19 protein-coding genes are annotated in these 15,480 nt (G+C 46.5%); 4 read left to right on the top strand and 15 right to left on the bottom strand.

What is annotated here, in order from left to right; genetic code table 11:
- Positions 1-128: 128 nt before the first annotated feature.
- From O9139_RS21490 to O9139_RS21460, 7 genes are all read right to left on the bottom strand, one after another.
- Positions 129-473, bottom strand: coding sequence for a DUF2294 domain-containing protein (locus O9139_RS21490; RefSeq protein WP_270881491.1), 345 nt, complete (start codon positions 471-473; stop codon positions 129-131).
- Positions 474-688: 215 nt separating this feature from the next.
- Positions 689-991 carry a tyrosine-type recombinase/integrase gene (locus O9139_RS21485; RefSeq protein ID WP_270881490.1) on the bottom strand — a complete coding sequence of 101 codons (303 nt, stop codon included), beginning with the start codon at positions 989-991 and terminating at the stop codon, positions 689-691.
- A gap of 9 nt (positions 992-1,000) precedes the next feature.
- Positions 1,001-1,198 (bottom strand): hypothetical protein, encoded by a 198-nt coding sequence (locus O9139_RS21480; protein WP_270881489.1) that lies wholly within the window; start codon positions 1,196-1,198, stop codon positions 1,001-1,003.
- A 105-nt stretch (positions 1,199-1,303) separates the two neighbouring features.
- A complete protein-coding gene (locus O9139_RS21475) occupies positions 1,304-1,774 on the bottom strand; it encodes a DinB family protein (RefSeq protein ID WP_270881488.1) in 471 nt (156 codons plus the stop codon).
- A 203-nt stretch (positions 1,775-1,977) separates the two neighbouring features.
- On the bottom strand, positions 1,978-2,442 hold the full coding sequence (locus tag O9139_RS21470; RefSeq protein WP_270881487.1) for a DinB family protein: 465 nt from the start codon (positions 2,440-2,442) through the stop codon (positions 1,978-1,980).
- A gap of 48 nt (positions 2,443-2,490) precedes the next feature.
- Positions 2,491-2,967 (bottom strand): GNAT family N-acetyltransferase, encoded by a 477-nt coding sequence (locus O9139_RS21465; protein ID WP_270881486.1) that lies wholly within the window; start codon positions 2,965-2,967, stop codon positions 2,491-2,493.
- A 189-nt stretch (positions 2,968-3,156) separates the two neighbouring features.
- On the bottom strand, positions 3,157-3,726 hold the full coding sequence (locus tag O9139_RS21460) for a TetR/AcrR family transcriptional regulator (RefSeq protein WP_270881485.1): 570 nt from the start codon (positions 3,724-3,726) through the stop codon (positions 3,157-3,159).
- Positions 3,727-3,845: 119 nt separating this feature from the next.
- Between O9139_RS21460 and O9139_RS21455 the strand changes: the two genes are divergently transcribed.
- The 3 genes from O9139_RS21455 to O9139_RS21445 all read left to right on the top strand — a co-directional run bounded on the left by O9139_RS21455 (position 3,846) and on the right by O9139_RS21445 (position 5,589).
- On the top strand, positions 3,846-4,856 hold the full coding sequence (locus tag O9139_RS21455) for an NADP-dependent oxidoreductase (RefSeq protein ID WP_270881484.1): 1,011 nt from the start codon (positions 3,846-3,848) through the stop codon (positions 4,854-4,856).
- 40 nt (positions 4,857-4,896) lie between these two features.
- Positions 4,897-5,196 (top strand): putative quinol monooxygenase, encoded by a 300-nt coding sequence (locus tag O9139_RS21450; protein WP_270881483.1) that lies wholly within the window; start codon positions 4,897-4,899, stop codon positions 5,194-5,196.
- Positions 5,197-5,412: 216 nt separating this feature from the next.
- Positions 5,413-5,589: a hypothetical protein gene (locus O9139_RS21445; RefSeq protein WP_270881482.1), complete on the top strand. Its 177-nt coding sequence runs from the start codon at positions 5,413-5,415 to the stop codon at positions 5,587-5,589.
- A gap of 60 nt (positions 5,590-5,649) precedes the next feature.
- Here O9139_RS21445 and O9139_RS21440 read toward each other — a convergent pair whose 3' ends face one another.
- The 6 genes from O9139_RS21440 to O9139_RS21415 form a co-directional block, all read right to left on the bottom strand.
- A complete protein-coding gene (locus tag O9139_RS21440; protein WP_270881481.1) occupies positions 5,650-7,053 on the bottom strand; it encodes an NAD-dependent malic enzyme in 1,404 nt (467 codons plus the stop codon).
- A 91-nt stretch (positions 7,054-7,144) separates the two neighbouring features.
- Positions 7,145-8,287, bottom strand: a complete 1,143-nt coding sequence (locus tag O9139_RS21435) for a M20 family metallopeptidase (protein WP_270881480.1) — start codon at positions 8,285-8,287, stop codon at positions 7,145-7,147.
- A 13-nt stretch (positions 8,288-8,300) separates the two neighbouring features.
- Positions 8,301-9,104, bottom strand: coding sequence for an ABC transporter permease (locus tag O9139_RS21430; protein ID WP_270881479.1), 804 nt, complete (start codon positions 9,102-9,104; stop codon positions 8,301-8,303).
- On the bottom strand, positions 9,101-9,958 hold the full coding sequence (locus O9139_RS21425; protein ID WP_270881478.1) for an ABC transporter permease: 858 nt from the start codon (positions 9,956-9,958) through the stop codon (positions 9,101-9,103). The genes O9139_RS21430 and O9139_RS21425 overlap by 4 nt, the downstream gene beginning before the upstream one ends.
- A complete protein-coding gene (locus O9139_RS21420) occupies positions 9,955-11,058 on the bottom strand; it encodes an ABC transporter ATP-binding protein (RefSeq protein WP_270881477.1) in 1,104 nt (367 codons plus the stop codon). The genes O9139_RS21425 and O9139_RS21420 overlap by 4 nt, the downstream gene beginning before the upstream one ends.
- Before the next feature lie 9 nt (positions 11,059-11,067).
- Positions 11,068-12,189 (bottom strand): ABC transporter substrate-binding protein, encoded by a 1,122-nt coding sequence (locus tag O9139_RS21415; RefSeq protein WP_270881476.1) that lies wholly within the window; start codon positions 12,187-12,189, stop codon positions 11,068-11,070.
- Between the two features lie 236 nt (positions 12,190-12,425).
- On the opposite strand from O9139_RS21415, the gene O9139_RS21410 reads away from it, so the two are divergent.
- Positions 12,426-13,187, top strand: a complete 762-nt coding sequence (locus tag O9139_RS21410; RefSeq protein WP_270881475.1) for an IclR family transcriptional regulator — start codon at positions 12,426-12,428, stop codon at positions 13,185-13,187.
- A 309-nt stretch (positions 13,188-13,496) separates the two neighbouring features.
- On the opposite strand, the gene O9139_RS33200 is transcribed toward O9139_RS21410, so the two are convergent.
- On the bottom strand, positions 13,497-13,652 hold the full coding sequence (locus O9139_RS33200) for a hypothetical protein (protein ID WP_333742798.1): 156 nt from the start codon (positions 13,650-13,652) through the stop codon (positions 13,497-13,499).
- A 416-nt stretch (positions 13,653-14,068) separates the two neighbouring features.
- Positions 14,069-15,355 carry an IS110 family RNA-guided transposase gene (locus tag O9139_RS21400; RefSeq protein WP_270877931.1) on the bottom strand — a complete coding sequence of 429 codons (1,287 nt, stop codon included), beginning with the start codon at positions 15,353-15,355 and terminating at the stop codon, positions 14,069-14,071.
- Positions 15,356-15,480: the final 125 nt, after the last annotated feature.

Below are 15,480 nucleotides of genomic sequence, written 5' to 3'. Positions count from 1 at the left end.
AATAAGCGCTCCTGAAAGAAGATTCTTCTCTCAAGAGCGCTTCGCATTGTAAACAATGAAAAGGCGTCTTTCCTGTGCGACGAGCCAGTCCGGGAATCCCTTAAGATAAATCAAAAGGGAGACTCCTCCTACTCGTTCTTCAATATGATGTTGGTAATGGACCATTGGGTATTCGGGTCGTAATCCCTTAACACGGCGTCGATATTCAGCCCAAACTCCTGCTCCAGTCGTTCGCGGATCCGCCTCTTGTAAATCGAGGACATAGTGAAATCGACCTCATATTTCAACGTCGGAGCCTCACCTTCCAAAGCCGTAGAACGCGGGGACTTGCGGTGCTTGGCGTATAACGTGATGATATTGTCCTCAAGCGCCGCTCGGAGATACGTAGTGCCAAACCCGAACAATTCCTTGGAAATTTCGTTATACAAGTGACAGAGCTTCTTCTTATACTCAACGGAATCTGGGGGAAGCATGAGACCACCTTCTGAGCAAAATCGACTCTACGTCTCAAAATTATAAGTTAATAATACATAAGTTCTTAGATTTTAGCAAGCTATTGTTCGGTTTTATTGCGTAAAATAAGTCATTTCATACACTGAAAGGTTAATATACAGGTTTTTTCCGAATAAAAATCGCATTAGAGCTACATAGCTCCCCTGATCATTTTGCTCTTTTGCAACTACACATACTAAAAATACCGACGATAAAGCGCTACTCCGCGGAGTTGAACATAGATTTGTGTGGTGGAGGCTTTTTCATGCCCCAGCATGCCTTGAATAAAATCTAAAGGTGCTCCGTTATCAAGCAGCTGACATGCATAGGTATGGCGAAACAGATGGGGATACACACTTGCCTCAATTTCTCCGCGATCTGCAAGCGTTTTTAATACCCACCTGAGTGTTGGAAAGGCCATACGCTTAACCGGCTTTGTATCAGTAACAAATAAAGCCTTACATGAGTCCTCACGATTGGATAATACTTCTTCAACCATACTTTACACTCAGTAGTGAAATAAACTTCTCTTTGCTTTGAACCCTTTTTCCTTCAATAAAATCAGAGTTAGCTCGGAAATATCTAAATCTCCTAGATTCGTAATCAGCATCTTGAGCTGCAAAGCATAAACTTTCAACGTATTTGGACTAAACCCTTGAATTCTCTTGTCCGCTTCATAATGATGCCAAAGTTCACTTAAAATCATAATGAAACCTCCAATTAGGGCAATTAATTCTGGTTTGCTTCTAATAGAAGATTTTAAAACTGGTGGTTCAACTAGTGTGCCCGTTAGCTCAATCTCTCTTTAAATTCAGTCCCAAACCTTTGGCCTCTTTAATCCGGCTGATCTTAAATAATCCAAAAGTTGACCCGAATGTACTGCTTCATGGTATGCAATTCTCATAAGCATATCACCTAATGATCGAATATACCCTACGTCTTTTCTATCAATCTGGATTCTTGTTAAATCCTCTTGTGTATAGGATTTTACTGTATTCAAAAATGCATTCCGATAGGTTTCTGAGAAGTTAAGTTCCTCTTTGAGCGTTGTAAAAGTACGCGTCTCGTAAGGGGATTCATAAGCGGTTAGACTTCCTTCATTCAACAAGGCAAGGTGGTAATAGTGTTCACTATCCAGGACATGGCGAATCATCTCTTTTATGCTCATAGCTTCTGAATCCGGTCTCCAGTCCAAAAAATCATCCGGAATACTTCCCCAAATAATCATGCTTCTGCGCCGAACCTCGCTCAAATTCTGGACTATAACTTCTATTGCGTTCATAGCAGCTTCCTTTCGATTTCAATTTATTGTTATATTATATCAGAACTTACGTTCGTAATGCATCTAAAAGATATTTGAAGTATTCTGTCTGTTACTTTAATAAAACCAGGGAGCAGTTGCCTTGGCGATCTGCTCCCTGGTTATTTCACTATCGTGTCCCCTTTAGTTCAATCCCAAACCCTTTCCGCTAGTACTGGTTATTATTAGGCCCCGTTAGATCTCACGAATGTAATGTAATCGACTTGGACAGGCTCTGCTGATTCGATCCGAAGTGTCCGGTTGATCTGTCCCCGGTGATATTGCCCATGTAAGAGGACTTGCGACAGGATGTCCCGGACGGACGTTCGGAACGGAACTCCGCTCTGGTTCGCATAGTCGATCATTTCGTCCAACTCGGATTCCTCGAGCCCTTCGATATAGTCGCGATATTGCTTGGCGTTTTCTTCGAACATCATCCGGATCGACGTCAGGTCCTCAGCTTCCTCCCATAACGAATATTGCGCGCTGCCCTTACCCTGCAATCGAGACAGCCAGACTTGTTCCGCGACCGCAACGTGCCGAACTAGCTTCAGAAGGTCCTTGTTCTTCGTCTCACTCTCCTCGAGCGCGTCCAAGATGCGTCCGTCCGCCCAGTACAGGTGGTCCATCATGCACTTAATCGTCTTCATATCGGTTTCCCCCTCTTCGTCTGATTACTTGAACCTACTTGTTATCCGTTAGCGTAACATGTTTTTAACCATCTTGAAATTAGCTAACATAACACCCTTGCGTTCAACAACCTGCGACTGAATTATTCGGTATCCTTGACGTTCAAAAAATGGTTTAGCAGTTATACTTGCCTCTGTATCAATTTCAAAAAGACCTAATCCTCTTGCTTCAAATTCAAGTGTGTTCACCAAGGCAGAAGCAATTCCTTGTCCCTGAAAATCCTTATGAATGTAAAGTCTATCTAAGTGACCATAGTGTGTCATATCAGAAAAACCGACTATTTCACCTTTGATCTCCGCAACAAATGTGACATTTTGACTCAGAGAGTCTTTCCAAGTATTCAGTTTGAGCGTCTCTTCATCTTTGGGAGCCCAAGCATCGAGTTGCTCTTGCGAGTAGTCCCGTTTGTTTACCGAATGCACTGTTTCGTAGAATAAGGAGACAATCTGATTGATATCCGTATCAGTGAACTTTCTTATCTCCATTTTGAATCCCTCCTCCTTACGAGCAATACATATATTTTAGCACGTTCCTCAACTCTCCTTCCCGTTACTTTAATGAATCAGGGAGCAGCACCTTGGTGGTCTGCTCCCTGTTCTGGGTTCAACTACGTCTCCCGATAGTTCAATCTTTTGTGTTGTGTCACAGTCCCTTATTAGGGTGTACGAATTAAGTCACGCCCTGAAATCGCTGCCCGCTCGATTCGTCAAGATCGCGCTCGCGATAATACTGAAGAGATGGTCAGCCCTTGGCGCGGACGACGGCTGGTTGCTGAGCCACGCAAGCGCAGCAGCTAGCGAGAACAGGTCATCACCATCCATGTCTATACGCGCCAATCCCTCGGCCTGAGCGCGAGCGAGAAGCTTCGTGCCTGCCGTGCGCATCGTGATGCATGAAGCGTGGAGTGCGGACTCCGGATCCTCCTTGGCTGCCATCATCACGTCCACAACACCTTGATAATTGCTCGTGAATTCAACGACTTCGCGTAACCACGACACAAGTGCATCATCTGGTGAACTCGCAGTTTCGAGTATACGTGCCTTTGTCGTAAACTCGTCGAAGCTCGCGCGGAGCAAAGCTTCGAGCAGTGCCTCTCTCGTCGGAAAATGACGATAAAGCGTGCCGAGCCCGACACCAGCTCTGCGAGCGATGTCGCGCAGCGATGCATCAACGCCGTGCTCGGCTATAACGACGTTTGCGACTGCAAGTATGTGCTCATAATTTTTCTTTGCATCGGCTCTCATAAAATACTCCCTTGACAAACGGAGCATCGCTCCGTATACTCAAAAACGGAACAGTGATCCGATTATACGGAGCACTGCTCTGGTAAGTATAACTCATCTGCATGAAAGGAGAAAGTATGATGTCTAAAAATTCAATGAAAGCAATTCGTCTGCATGAATTCGGCGGTCCTGAGGTACTGCGTTACGAGGAGGCGCCGCTTCCCGAGCTGAAACCTGGTGAGGTACTTGTCCGCGTTCACGCAGTTGGCATCAATCCTCCCGACTGGTACTTGCGCGAGGGGTATAAGGATCTTCCTCCTGAGTGGCAACCGGCAGTGTCCTTTCCCTTCATTCTGGGGTCGGACATATCGGGCGTCGTCGAGGCGGTAGCCACGGATGTGCAAGGTTTCTCCATCGGCGATGAAGTATTCGGCATGGTTCGCTTTCCGAGCATGGGGGAGAGCGCTGCTTATGCCGAGTACGTCGCCGCGCCAGCGTCGGATCTTGCACTAAAACCGGCTGGTATTGATCATGTGCAAGCCTCAGGGGCTCCGATGGCAGGTCTCACCGGATGGCAGTACCTGATTGAGCTGGGACACGATGAAGCAAATCCATTTCAACCGGAGTCGCATCGCCCAGTGCCGCTGAGCGGCAAGACAGTACTCGTCAATGGTGCCGCGGGAGGCGTGGGACACTTAGCGGTGCAGCTCGCTAAATGGCAGGGTGCGCACGTCATCGCGGTGGCATCAGGCAAGCATGAGTCGTTCCTGCGCGAGCTAGGTGCCGACGAATTCATCGACTACACCAAGAACCCTCCCGAGGACATCGCCCATGATGTTGATCTCGTCCTCGATACTCTAGGCGGTCCACCAACCGGACGTTTCTTGCGTACTCTCAAGCGTGGTGGCGCTTTGTTCCCAGTGTTCATAGGTTTCACCGATGCCGAAGAAGCTGCAAAGCTGGGCATAACCGTATCGATGACCCAAGTGCGATCAAACGGCTCGCAGCTGGCGGAATTCGGGCGCTTGCTCGATGCGGGGAAGGTTCACGTCGCCATCGACAGCACGTTCCCACTTGCCGAAGCTGGGAAGGCGCATCAACGAGCAGCCGGTGGACACATCCAAGGCAAGATTGTGCTCACGGTCGTATAAGGACGACAGCTCGAATGATTGAAAAAAAGGATGAACAACAATGATTTTACTCCTAGGTTACGTTCACCTAAATCCGTCTGATGTGAATGAGTTCACTGCAGACGTTCAGGCTGTCGTTACCAGTACGAGAGTTGAAAAGGGATGCCTCTTTTATGCCTTTACTTTGGAAGATGCGCCCGCCGGACGCATACTGACTGTCCAGCGGTGGGAAGATCAAGAATCGCTGACCGCTCATGTTGAAAGACATGAGTACGCGCCGTTTTTAAAAAAGTGGGGAAACAGGATGAGAATGGACATTCAAAAATATGATATCTTAAACGAGCGCTCGTTCATGGAGTAAATTTCAATCGTTTATTACTATTGGTGCAAAGCTACTTCTCCTGCTTAACCAGTCAGCAACAATATAAATTAATAGGTAGACGGGGAAGGCGTATAATATTTCCAATCTTTAGGGTCGTAATGTCCAATCCAAGTATAAAATGGTTCTGCTACAAAACATGTAAAGGCGCTAAAGAACAATGCTTTCCATATATAGTGGATTTGAGGCTTAAATGGAATGAGAAGGATTAACAAAGCCATTCAATTAATAGAGAAACCAACGGTTATTCTCGCATTTACCAAAGAGGTTTATGCTTTCAACCCCGATTATGTTGACAAAGGTGCCGCTTCCGTTGAAACATTTACAAAGGAAATTGAAAAAGCCCATGGTTTTATACGATGGTGTCCAAATTAAAATAAAACGCAAGGACGAGTCTGATTGTAAACTCACCCTTGCGTTTTTATTGTTTATAAATTACCTAAAATCAGGAGGAGTCCTGCGCGCTACTCCCGTTAAAATAGCTGCTTCGATAACGGCTTTCCTTACTTTGGCAACGACCTGATCGTTAAAGATACTTGGGATGATATAATGTTCATTCAATTCATTCTCATAAACTACAGAAGCAATAGCTCGGGCTGCCGCAAGCTTCATCGGTTCATTAATGCGGCTGGCCCGGCAATCCAAAGCTCCTCTGAACAGACCAGGGAATACGAGTACATTATTGATTTGGTTTGGGTAATCACTTCGGCCTGTCGCGAAGACCCGCACATGCGGCAGCGCTTCCTCAGGCTCAATCTCTGGATGCGGGTTGGCCATTGCAAAAACGATGCTGTTAGCCGCCATTTTCTTTACATCCTCCCCAGTCAACAGCCCTCCTCTGGACACGCCGATAAAGACATCCGCCCCGCAGATCGCGTCTTTCAAGTCGCCTTGCTGCGTTTCCACCTGCGGTTTTTCGGCAAGCCATTTCCACATCGGATGCGCATAATCCCCGCCACGGAATATAATACCATCCCTGTCCACTGGAACAAGGCTCTTGACTCCAGCTGCAAGTAACATTTTGCAGATGGATACGCCAGCGGCTCCAATTCCATTAACGACGACACGGATCTGTTCCATTCGCTTCCCCACAACCTTCAATGCATTAATAAGCCCTGCTATGACAACAACCGCTGTACCATGCTGATCATCATGAAATATAGGAATATCCAATTCATCAACCAAACGGGATTCGATTTCGAAGCAGCGTGGAGAACTGATGTCTTCTAAATTAATGCCGCCGAAGATCGGACTGATCACTTTGATCGTACGAATGATCTCTTCTGTATCCTTCGTGTCCAGGCAGATGGGAAACGCATCCACATCTGCAAGCTGTTTAAACAGCATGGCCTTGCCCTCCATGACTGGAGCGGCGGCATGAGGACCGATATCGCCCAATCCTAATACAGCCGTTCCGTCCGAAATAACAGCAACCGTATTTCTTTTGATGGTCAAGGAGTATGCCTTATGGGGATTCTCATGGATGGAGGTGCAGACCCGTGCCACTCCAGGCGTATATACTCTGGATAGATCGTCCCGATTCTTAATCGCAAGACGGGGTTGTGTTGAAATTTTACCGCCCAAATGCGCCAGAAATGTACGATCCGAGACGTTGATCACTTTGATCCCTTTCATCTCTCTAAGTGAGCTAATGATCTGTGGTTCAAGTGAATCTGAGGCATCCACTGTCACATCGCGGACAGATGAATCTTGTCCGGAACGAATCATATCGATGGAAGTGATATCCCCCCCTGTTTTGGAGATGATGGCAGCCACTTGTCCAAAGTCAACTGTGGCATGATCCAACTCCATGCGAATAATAATACTGTTATATGACATATTAATCATTCCCTTCTCATTAAACACAATTGGCTCCAATAAGGCCTTGCCCAATGAAGCCAACCGAGTTCTTCCATGTATGGCAGTTCTATTAACAATGCTCAATCAACCTTGCTAATAGCGCTGTTCGAAATGGGATTTCATCAATCTGAACATACTCAAGCGGAGAATGCGCATGATCACCTCTCGCACCAAGCCCGTCTAACGTCGGAGTCCCTACCACAGCAGTGAAATTTCCGTCACTTACTCCACCTGTCGCCGTTTCTTCGAGTACCGTAGCAAATTCGGCGTGAGCCAAATCTCGGGCAAGCTCGTATAGTGAACCGATAGCCGCGGTTCGTTCCATTGGAGGGCGGTTCATTCGCCCCGAAACCGTCAGTTCGGCATCCGGATGTTTCGCCTGAAGCGCAGCGAATTGTGCTTCAAGCCGCTTTGCTTCACTTAATGTCGCTACTCGAACATCGATCTCCGCCTCCGCATGCTCGGCCACAACATTACTGCCGATTCCTCCTTGAACAACACCGACATTGACGGTCGTACCCAGCGAATAGTCTGTCCATCCATGAAGTCGCTGAATTTGGTATGCCAATTCCTCTATAGCGGAAACTCCCATTTGCGGATTGACACCGGAATGGGCGGATCTCCCTTTTACCGTCAGTTTATAGCGTCCGTTTCCTTTGCGGGACGTTTTGAGGGCTCCGCTTGGCTCCATAGGCGGCTCTAAAATGAAAGCGACAGAGGATAGCCTGGCGACGTCTTCGATGAGCTCTCGGGAAGTCGGGCTTCCAATTTCCTCATCGCTGTTAAACAGCATAACCACCCGCTTATCCTCCGGTAACCGTCCCATATCCTGCAAGACCTTAATGGCAAACATAGCCTGCAGCAAGCCGGCTTTCATATCATAGACGCCGGGACCGTAAGCCTTGCCGTCCTCGATGCGGAAAGGCCGTCGCTTGGCTTCGCCGAGCGGCCAGACGGTATCATAATGGCCAAGAAGCAAGATCTGCTTAGGACCGTTGCCCACATAGCATAGAAGACGATCTCCTGCTGTGGGATGTGCAATGCGTTCGACTTTTCCGCCAGTCAGGCGAGTAAAATGATGAGCATACCAGTCCGCCATCAGGTCGTTCTGCTCTTTGCTTCTGGAAGGTGAGTCCATGTTCACGCTTTCTTGAAGCAGCTTCAACAGTTCAGGCAGATAGGATTGTAATCGTTCTATAATCGTTAATGACATGATGTGACTCCAGTTAGTGGGAATGCGAATTGGAACCAAACAAACGGTCCAAACCATATACGCGTTCCAGAATGATAATAAAAACAAGACTTACTAAAATAACGACAGAAGAAATCGAAGCAACCAACGGATCCAATGACTCCTGCATGTGGCTAAAGATAGCAAGTGGGAGCGTAGTCGACGATGGGGATACCATGAATAGAGATACCGTTACATTATCGAATGATGTCAGAAAGGCAAAGATCATGCCCGACATAATGGCCGGCTTCAATAAGGGAAGCGTGATGTCCCGAAACACATGCCATGGTTTTGCCCCCATAATGTATGCAGCTCGTTCCAGCGTATAGTCAAAGGAGCTGAGACCTGTGAGCACAAGCCTCACCACATAAGGAATCGAGATCAATACATGTGCCAGCAGCAGACCAAGAAACGTGCCAGCAATCCCAATCTGGGTGAAAAATAATAAGATGGCAATCCCGATAATCAGGGCTGGGATCGTCAAAGGCGATAGCAGCAATCCGGTCATGATACCGCTGCCACGAAATTTGTACTTGTGCAAGGCAAGTCCTGCCAGAATGCCGATCAAGGTTGAAATGATCGCTGTCAGCGCAGCAAGCTCGAGGCTGAAGATGAAGGAGTCCACGAACTCAGGACGGTCTAATATTTTCGTATACCATTTCAAAGAAAAGCCGACCGGTGGAAATGAAAGATATTTCACCGAAGTGAAGGATGTCGGAATGACCACGAGCAGCGGTGAAATGACAAAGAGCACCACGATAAATGTAATAATGCCCAGTGGCGAAATTTTTCGAGTCATGAGGAGAACACCTCTTTATAACGTTTGGTTTCGACCAACCGGGTAAACAAAGTCACCAAAGCGACTGTCGAGATCAGCAAAAGAAACGAAATTGCGGCCCCCAATTGCCAATTCAGTTGCGTCATAATTTTCTCATAGGCAATAACCGGAAGCACCTTCACTGAGGTTCCCCCCATTAAGGCCGGCGTGACGAATGAGCTCATCGATAAGCTGAACACGAGCGTTGATCCGGCAAGCATACCAGGCAGTGTTAATGGCACATCCACGCTGATGAACGTACGGAGCTTGCTTGCACCAATAATATTCGCCGCTTTGTACAAAGAGCCGTCGATTTGATAGAAACTTGTCGAGAGGGCCAGGATCATATACACGATTAATGAATCTGTTAAACCAATAATAACACCAAGTTCGTTGTACATAAGCTTCAGCGGCTTATCGATCAGACCGATGTTGAGCAATGCTTGATTAATAAGCCCTTTCTCCCCCAGCATGATGACCCAACCAAAGTTTCGAATCACGACGCTAACAAGATGCGGAGCTATAATGAGAAACGTAATGATTCCACGCATTTTGCTAGAAGCCCGGGCCAAATACATGGCTACGGGGTAACCGAAGACGAAGCAAGTGATCACCGTATATAGACTTAACTTGATCGTCCTCCATAGGATCTGTACGTAGTAAGGATCCTGCACAAACAACAAGTAATTCTCAAAAGAAAACTGCTCCTCATTGTTTTGAAAACTAAGCAGCAGGATGTAGACCATCGGCAGCAAGAATACACCTAGGAGCACTGCAATTGCAGGCGCCAACAGCAAGCCAGCGGTTCGCAAATTACGGCTACGATTCCCGCTCATTGATGGTTCCTCTTTCCTGAAAAGACGAATACATCTTCTGGCTTCCACTCCACAAATACCGTCTGTCCGTATGAAAGCTGCATTTGCTGCTGTGCGCTTTGGATGCGAACCGTCAGGCTAGTGTGTCCAATGTCAACTTCATAATCGGTGTAGGCTCCCAAGAAAGAAGTCAGCTTTACAACGCCTTGTATGACGTTGGAGCCATTCGCCTCACGCGCCTCGGTATAAAGATTGATTTTCTCAGGGCGGACATAAATGGATACATGCTCTCCCTCTGCGAAAACCCTCTCCCGACGCAGGGCCGTTAAGGCAAACTCAGCATCCGTCCTTAGCGAAATGTCTTGTTCCCGCACTTGTGCCACAATGCCCGTCATTCGATTGGATTTCCCGATAAACGTATGCACGAACTCCGATGCGGGTCGATTGTAGATATCCCAAGGATTCCCAATTTGTTCCACTTTACCATGATCAAGAACGACGATACGATTGGATAAATAGAGCGCTTCCTCTTGGTCGTGCGTTACGAATATGGTCGTGACTCCAATCTCCTGCTGAAGCCGTTTCATCTCATCGCGAAGCTCTTCCCTAAGCTTGGCATCCAGATTGCTCAGCGGCTCATCCAGCAGCAATAAAGTAGGCTCCGTTACAAGTGCCCTTGCAATAGCAATGCGCTGTCTCTGTCCTCCAGACAATTGCTTGGGATAGCGATCGGCGACATGCGGCAGCTTCACAAGCTCGAGCACCTGACTCACGCGGCGGCGAATTTCATCCTTAGCTATTTTACGCAGCTTGAGACCGTACGCGACATTCTCAAATATCGTCATGTGCGGAAAAAGCGAATACGTTTGAAAAACCATGCCCAAGTCCCGCTTATTGGAAGGCACTCCATTCATACGCTTACCTTTGATGATCAATTCCCCTTGATCGGGCTCCAGAAAGCCGGCGATCATATTGAGTGTCGTCGTCTTCCCGCACCCGGAAGGGCCGAGGAAGGAGATACACTCTCCTTGCTCGATTTGCAAATTGAAATTGTCAACAACTACGTTTGAACCAAACCTCTTTTGTATATTAATCAATTCTACATCAATTTTTTTAGTCACATGCCTCACCTATTTCCCGACTTTAGGAGCAACTTCTTTGTTGAAACGGTCAAGCCACAGCGATGTGTTTTTACCAACGGTCTCAAGGTCCAAATTCACTACCTTGCTGCGATCAAAGCTCAGCTTTTCCGCAATATCTTTTGGAAGAGTAACCGGAACGGCAGGATTGTAGTAGAGTTCCTTACCGTATAAGACTTGTACTTCGTCAGACAAGAGGAAGTCAATGAACAGCTGCGCTGCATTAGGATCTTTGGCGCCTTTGACCATGGTTGCAACGTTAGGAACAAGGTTCGTGCCTTCCTTAGGTACGACGAACTCCAAATTCAGCCCTGCATCTTTTTGAACCAAGCTTCTTGCTTGTGTCCAAGTCGTATACGCTGCTGTTTTATTTTGAAGATCCTGCTGCAGTTGAGCGGAAGTTTTGGCAAAGGTAGGCAAATAGCCTGCCAAGGTTTTGAATTTATCAAAGCCCGGGTCCATGTTCTTCTCGGATCCGCCATTGGCGTATGCGAGCATGATCAGTGCGGAACGGCCAAAGTTACTGGAAATCTCCGCCATAGTAAGATTACCCTTCATTTCAGGTTTCACCAGGTCATTCCAAGACGTTGGAACCGGCAAGCCTTTGGTTTTTACAATCTCAGCATTGTAGGAAATTCCCATTGGAGTATAGTTAACTGCCACCCCGCTATTATCTTTAACCTTGAGATTGGCATCGACTTTCTTCATATTAGGGATCGTGCTATCAGATAAAGGTTCCCAAAGACCTTCTACTCGGCCTCCCTCCTGCTCGCCGCCTTCAATCACAGTGACGTCGATCTGAGGAGAAGCTTTTTGTGCTTTAACTTTGGCCACAATTTCAGTAGACACCCCGGAAACATAGGTCAGCTTCACATCCGGATATTTTTGATTAAACCTTTTGAAAATCTCATCCTTCATGAGTTGTTCGACCGTAGAACCATTACCCGCCACAACGAGCTGCTTCTCCGGTACTAATGTTGCTGCCGTTGCAGCAGGTGCTTTATCCCCGGATGCAGCGGCACCCTTGTCCGATTTATCGGAATTAGTTGCGCATCCTGAAAGCAGAGCACCCGATAATGCTGCTATTGATAAAACCGTTCCCCATTTTTTCATAAAAATCCTCCCTCGTAATTCGTTCACTATACGTGAACATCGTTTACTATATGTGAATTTTGTTAATATAGTAACATGTTTTTAGCAAATTGTGCAATTATAAAATTAAAGCTGATGAGGTCTCTCCTATCCCTTTCTCCCCTTGTACTAAAGCTAGGAAAAATTACACATTTATGATACACTAGCAACCGAATCTGCAACCCTTGGCCTCGTCCAGTAAGGAGCTTGAATGTAGAATGGACAATCACCTTTCATCCGTTAAGAACAGCAGCAGACTGTTAAAAACGTTTCTAGATTCCGATAAGGAAATGGGCGTCAGCGAATTGAGCCGACAGCTCGGACTTTCTAAAGGCGCTGTACACAAACTGCTTATGACGTTGGAGAGCGAAGGCTTTATTAAACAAAATCCTGCGAACAAGCAATACTCCTTAGGATATACACTTTTAGAATTAGGAAACAAAGTTCTACGAAATCATAACCTGACAGACTTCTCCAAGCCCTTTTTGCAAAAGCTTGCCAAGACAACCGAAGAACTTGTATGCTTGTGCGTTCGAGATGAGCGGGATGCAATCTATGTAGATAAAATTGAGGACACTCAGCATCCAATCCGGTTTAACGTCGAAGCATACCGGCGATTCCCTCTATACGCAACATCGGCGTCCAGAGCCATTCTCGCCTATCAGGAAGACGCCTTTATTGAAGACATCCTTTCTGGAGAAATACGAACCTACACGCCTTATTCCATAAAAAATCCTGAAGAAATCAAAGATCTCCTTACGTCCATACGGCAGCGCGGATATGAGGTTAGCTCGAATCGGCGCAACGTGGGGGTAACAGGCATCGCAGTGCCGATATTTGAAGCAAGCGGAGCGGTGAATGCTTCCATCAGTATTATCGGACCAACCGACCGCGTCCTACCTGTACTGGACACATTTATTCAGCAAGCTGTGGCCACTACAAGAGAAATATCTGCACAATTGGGCTACCGTGGAAAGTAAATATTTCATACTTCTTCATAAAAAGTGGCGCTCCGAGAGGTTTCGGAACGCTGCTTTTTACTTTAGGAATACAGTCAAGCTGCAGCCGGCAAGAACGAGCGGCTGCCTTCAATCCTAAGAATAATACACCTCAACTGCGTCCCCTAAGGATTATCCACTACTCAAATATCGAAAATTCACGTCTTTAGGACCACCTAAAAATGCTATTTTATTGCAGGGACAACCCTCAGCAATCAAATTGGTTTTATAATTGCATTCACTGTCGTTGCTGTTCTTACTGAACTTATTGGCGGGGCTTTAGGAGCAAGATTAACGGACGGGAATGGATAATCGTTCTGCCCTTGCAGTAGGGCCAGGCATGATATTAACGACTTTGATTGCTCCGCCAATGCTTAAATTATTTTTCAGTGATACCACGGCAAAAAGAGGCTCCCATTGATTTGGAACCTCTTTCGTTTTTTCCACGCTAAACTCCCTCTATGGAGAATCACATAGCTCCTTAATACTCTCGTTTTCTTAGATTTTGACCACAATTACTTCTTTGTAGATAACATTTTAATGGAATGAAGTTGAAGAGGAAGAAATTTATGGGTTGCAGAGGTGCAAAAAAACTCTTCACCTATACCACATGCTGTAAATAGTGGATACTGAGGTAAAGTATGGTTGCACTTTTGGATCTCCACATGGGCTCATGGCGGTCAACCCTCCCACATCTCGCAGAGTCTTCGCTCTCACATTCCTTCATTCAACCTGTCCATGAGGTGGAGGTCAGATATGCTGCCCGACAGGATCTCTTCGTCCGTATGTTAACGCCGTTCCGACTCATCCGTGCTTCTTGTCATCTTCCTTTTGCTTAGGTCATCATCACTGAAAATCGTAATTTATGCAGCTTGTGATCGCTCTTCAAATCGAGGAATATCCTGGATCATCTTTTCTTCACTGAACTCGTGTCCCTTTTTCAATACGCCAAACAGGATTCGTATGAGCTTGTTACATAAAGCGATGAGGGATTGCATCTTTTTCAATGGATTTACCGGTCGTTTCGTGTAGTACTCATGCAAGGTTCGGAATGCTGTATTTTTAGCAACCAGTGGCATCATCACTCTAAAGAGCAAGGCACGAAGGCGCTTCCTACCTCTCTTCGTTATCTTCGTCTGTCCGGTGTGCTTGCCTGAGGAATTCGTTTTTAAGTTCAATCCAGCAAGTTTCGTGATCTGTTTGGGATGACGGTATTGCCGAATGTCACCTACCTCAGCTAGAAAACCCGCGATGGTGTCTCTTCCAATCCCTTTAATGGCCAGTAATTGCTGCACATGCGGGATCTGCCCCAGCAGTTCATCCAATTTCATTTCCAATTCTTCCAGCTTGCTATTAAACCAGTCGTACTGAGTCAGCAGAAGTTTCAGCTCCATTTTAGCTAACTCTGCACCTTGTTGTATGCCCACTGAACAGCTTGCTGCCTCCTTCAGATTCCTTACTCGGCCTAAACCAAGCCCACGCTTGGCAACCTCTCTCAGATGCCGCAGCAGGGTTTCATCTGGTACATCAACAAGTTCATGGGGCAGTAGATAGAGACTTAGCATTTGGATGGCTGACTTGCACTCCCAGTCCTTAAATACCGTCAGAAACTCCGGGAAATACCGGTCTAACCAATTATGGACACGTGCTTGCACAACACAAAGATCAGTCGTCAGGTGATCGCGAATTTTCATCGCTTCTCGCAGTTCGGCATAAACGCCCTGAGGAAGGTTCGGTACGGCATATCTTCCGTCTTTGACCAGTTGCGCAATGACTTTAGCATCCTTGACGTCATTCTTCGTTGGAGAATTGTCATCTAGTTCTTTGCTTTTCTTCACGTGCAGCGGATTCACTACACCGTATTTTACATGCTTTTCTTTTAGAAAATGGGCGAAGTTCAGCCAGTAATGGCCCGTTGGTTCCATCCCAACGATAATGTCCTGGAAGCCTTGCTCTATTGAAATCTTCTGAAACCAGCTTACGAACAACTCAAAGCCTTGTCGATTGTTTTCAAACGTAATGGACTTCCCAAACTCGACTCCGCGGTTGTCTTGGGCTCTCGCTACATGTTTGAATTTTGCAATGTCGACTCCGATAATTAAGGTAGAAGATGTGATTTGATTAATTCTTTCATTTTGAGTAGAATGCATGTTGTAGTCTCCTTGGTTTGTTTTTGGATCCGGTTGCTGGCGAGCGTTCAGGACCCATTAACATTTTACCAAGGAGTCTTTTTATTTCTCAAACCTCGTATTTCTTCATAATAGGAATGCTGCCC

It is taken from the genome of Paenibacillus aestuarii, assembly GCF_027789125.1.
GTDB lineage: Bacteria > Bacillota > Bacilli > Paenibacillales > NBRC-103111 > Paenibacillus_E > Paenibacillus_E aestuarii.
The sequence above is the reverse complement of the archived record's forward strand: the minus strand, read 5'-3'. Positions and strand labels throughout refer to the sequence as shown.

Bases quoted from the DNA above. Each gene is read 5' to 3' on its own strand.
- O9139_RS21490 (WP_270881491.1), bottom strand. From the start codon at position 473: ATGCTTCCCCCAGATTCCGTTGAGTATAAGAAGAAGCTCTGTCACTTG.
- O9139_RS21485 (WP_270881490.1), bottom strand. From the start codon at position 991: ATGGTTGAAGAAGTATTATCCAATCGTGAGGACTCATGTAAGGCTTTA.
- O9139_RS21480 (WP_270881489.1), bottom strand. From the start codon at position 1,198: ATGATTTTAAGTGAACTTTGGCATCATTATGAAGCGGACAAGAGAATT.
- O9139_RS21475 (WP_270881488.1), bottom strand. From the start codon at position 1,774: ATGAACGCAATAGAAGTTATAGTCCAGAATTTGAGCGAGGTTCGGCGC.
- O9139_RS21470 (WP_270881487.1), bottom strand. From the start codon at position 2,442: ATGAAGACGATTAAGTGCATGATGGACCACCTGTACTGGGCGGACGGA.
- O9139_RS21465 (WP_270881486.1), bottom strand. From the start codon at position 2,967: ATGGAGATAAGAAAGTTCACTGATACGGATATCAATCAGATTGTCTCC.
- O9139_RS21460 (WP_270881485.1), bottom strand. From the start codon at position 3,726: ATGAGAGCCGATGCAAAGAAAAATTATGAGCACATACTTGCAGTCGCA.
- O9139_RS21455 (WP_270881484.1), top strand. From the start codon at position 3,846: ATGTCTAAAAATTCAATGAAAGCAATTCGTCTGCATGAATTCGGCGGT.
- O9139_RS21450 (WP_270881483.1), top strand. From the start codon at position 4,897: ATGATTTTACTCCTAGGTTACGTTCACCTAAATCCGTCTGATGTGAAT.
- O9139_RS21445 (WP_270881482.1), top strand. From the start codon at position 5,413: ATGAGAAGGATTAACAAAGCCATTCAATTAATAGAGAAACCAACGGTT.
- O9139_RS21440 (WP_270881481.1), bottom strand. From the start codon at position 7,053: ATGTCATATAACAGTATTATTATTCGCATGGAGTTGGATCATGCCACA.
- O9139_RS21435 (WP_270881480.1), bottom strand. From the start codon at position 8,287: ATGTCATTAACGATTATAGAACGATTACAATCCTATCTGCCTGAACTG.
- O9139_RS21430 (WP_270881479.1), bottom strand. From the start codon at position 9,104: ATGACTCGAAAAATTTCGCCACTGGGCATTATTACATTTATCGTGGTG.
- O9139_RS21425 (WP_270881478.1), bottom strand. From the start codon at position 9,958: ATGAGCGGGAATCGTAGCCGTAATTTGCGAACCGCTGGCTTGCTGTTG.
- O9139_RS21415 (WP_270881476.1), bottom strand. From the start codon at position 12,189: ATGAAAAAATGGGGAACGGTTTTATCAATAGCAGCATTATCGGGTGCT.
- O9139_RS21410 (WP_270881475.1), top strand. From the start codon at position 12,426: ATGGACAATCACCTTTCATCCGTTAAGAACAGCAGCAGACTGTTAAAA.
- O9139_RS21400 (WP_270877931.1), bottom strand. From the start codon at position 15,355: ATGCATTCTACTCAAAATGAAAGAATTAATCAAATCACATCTTCTACC.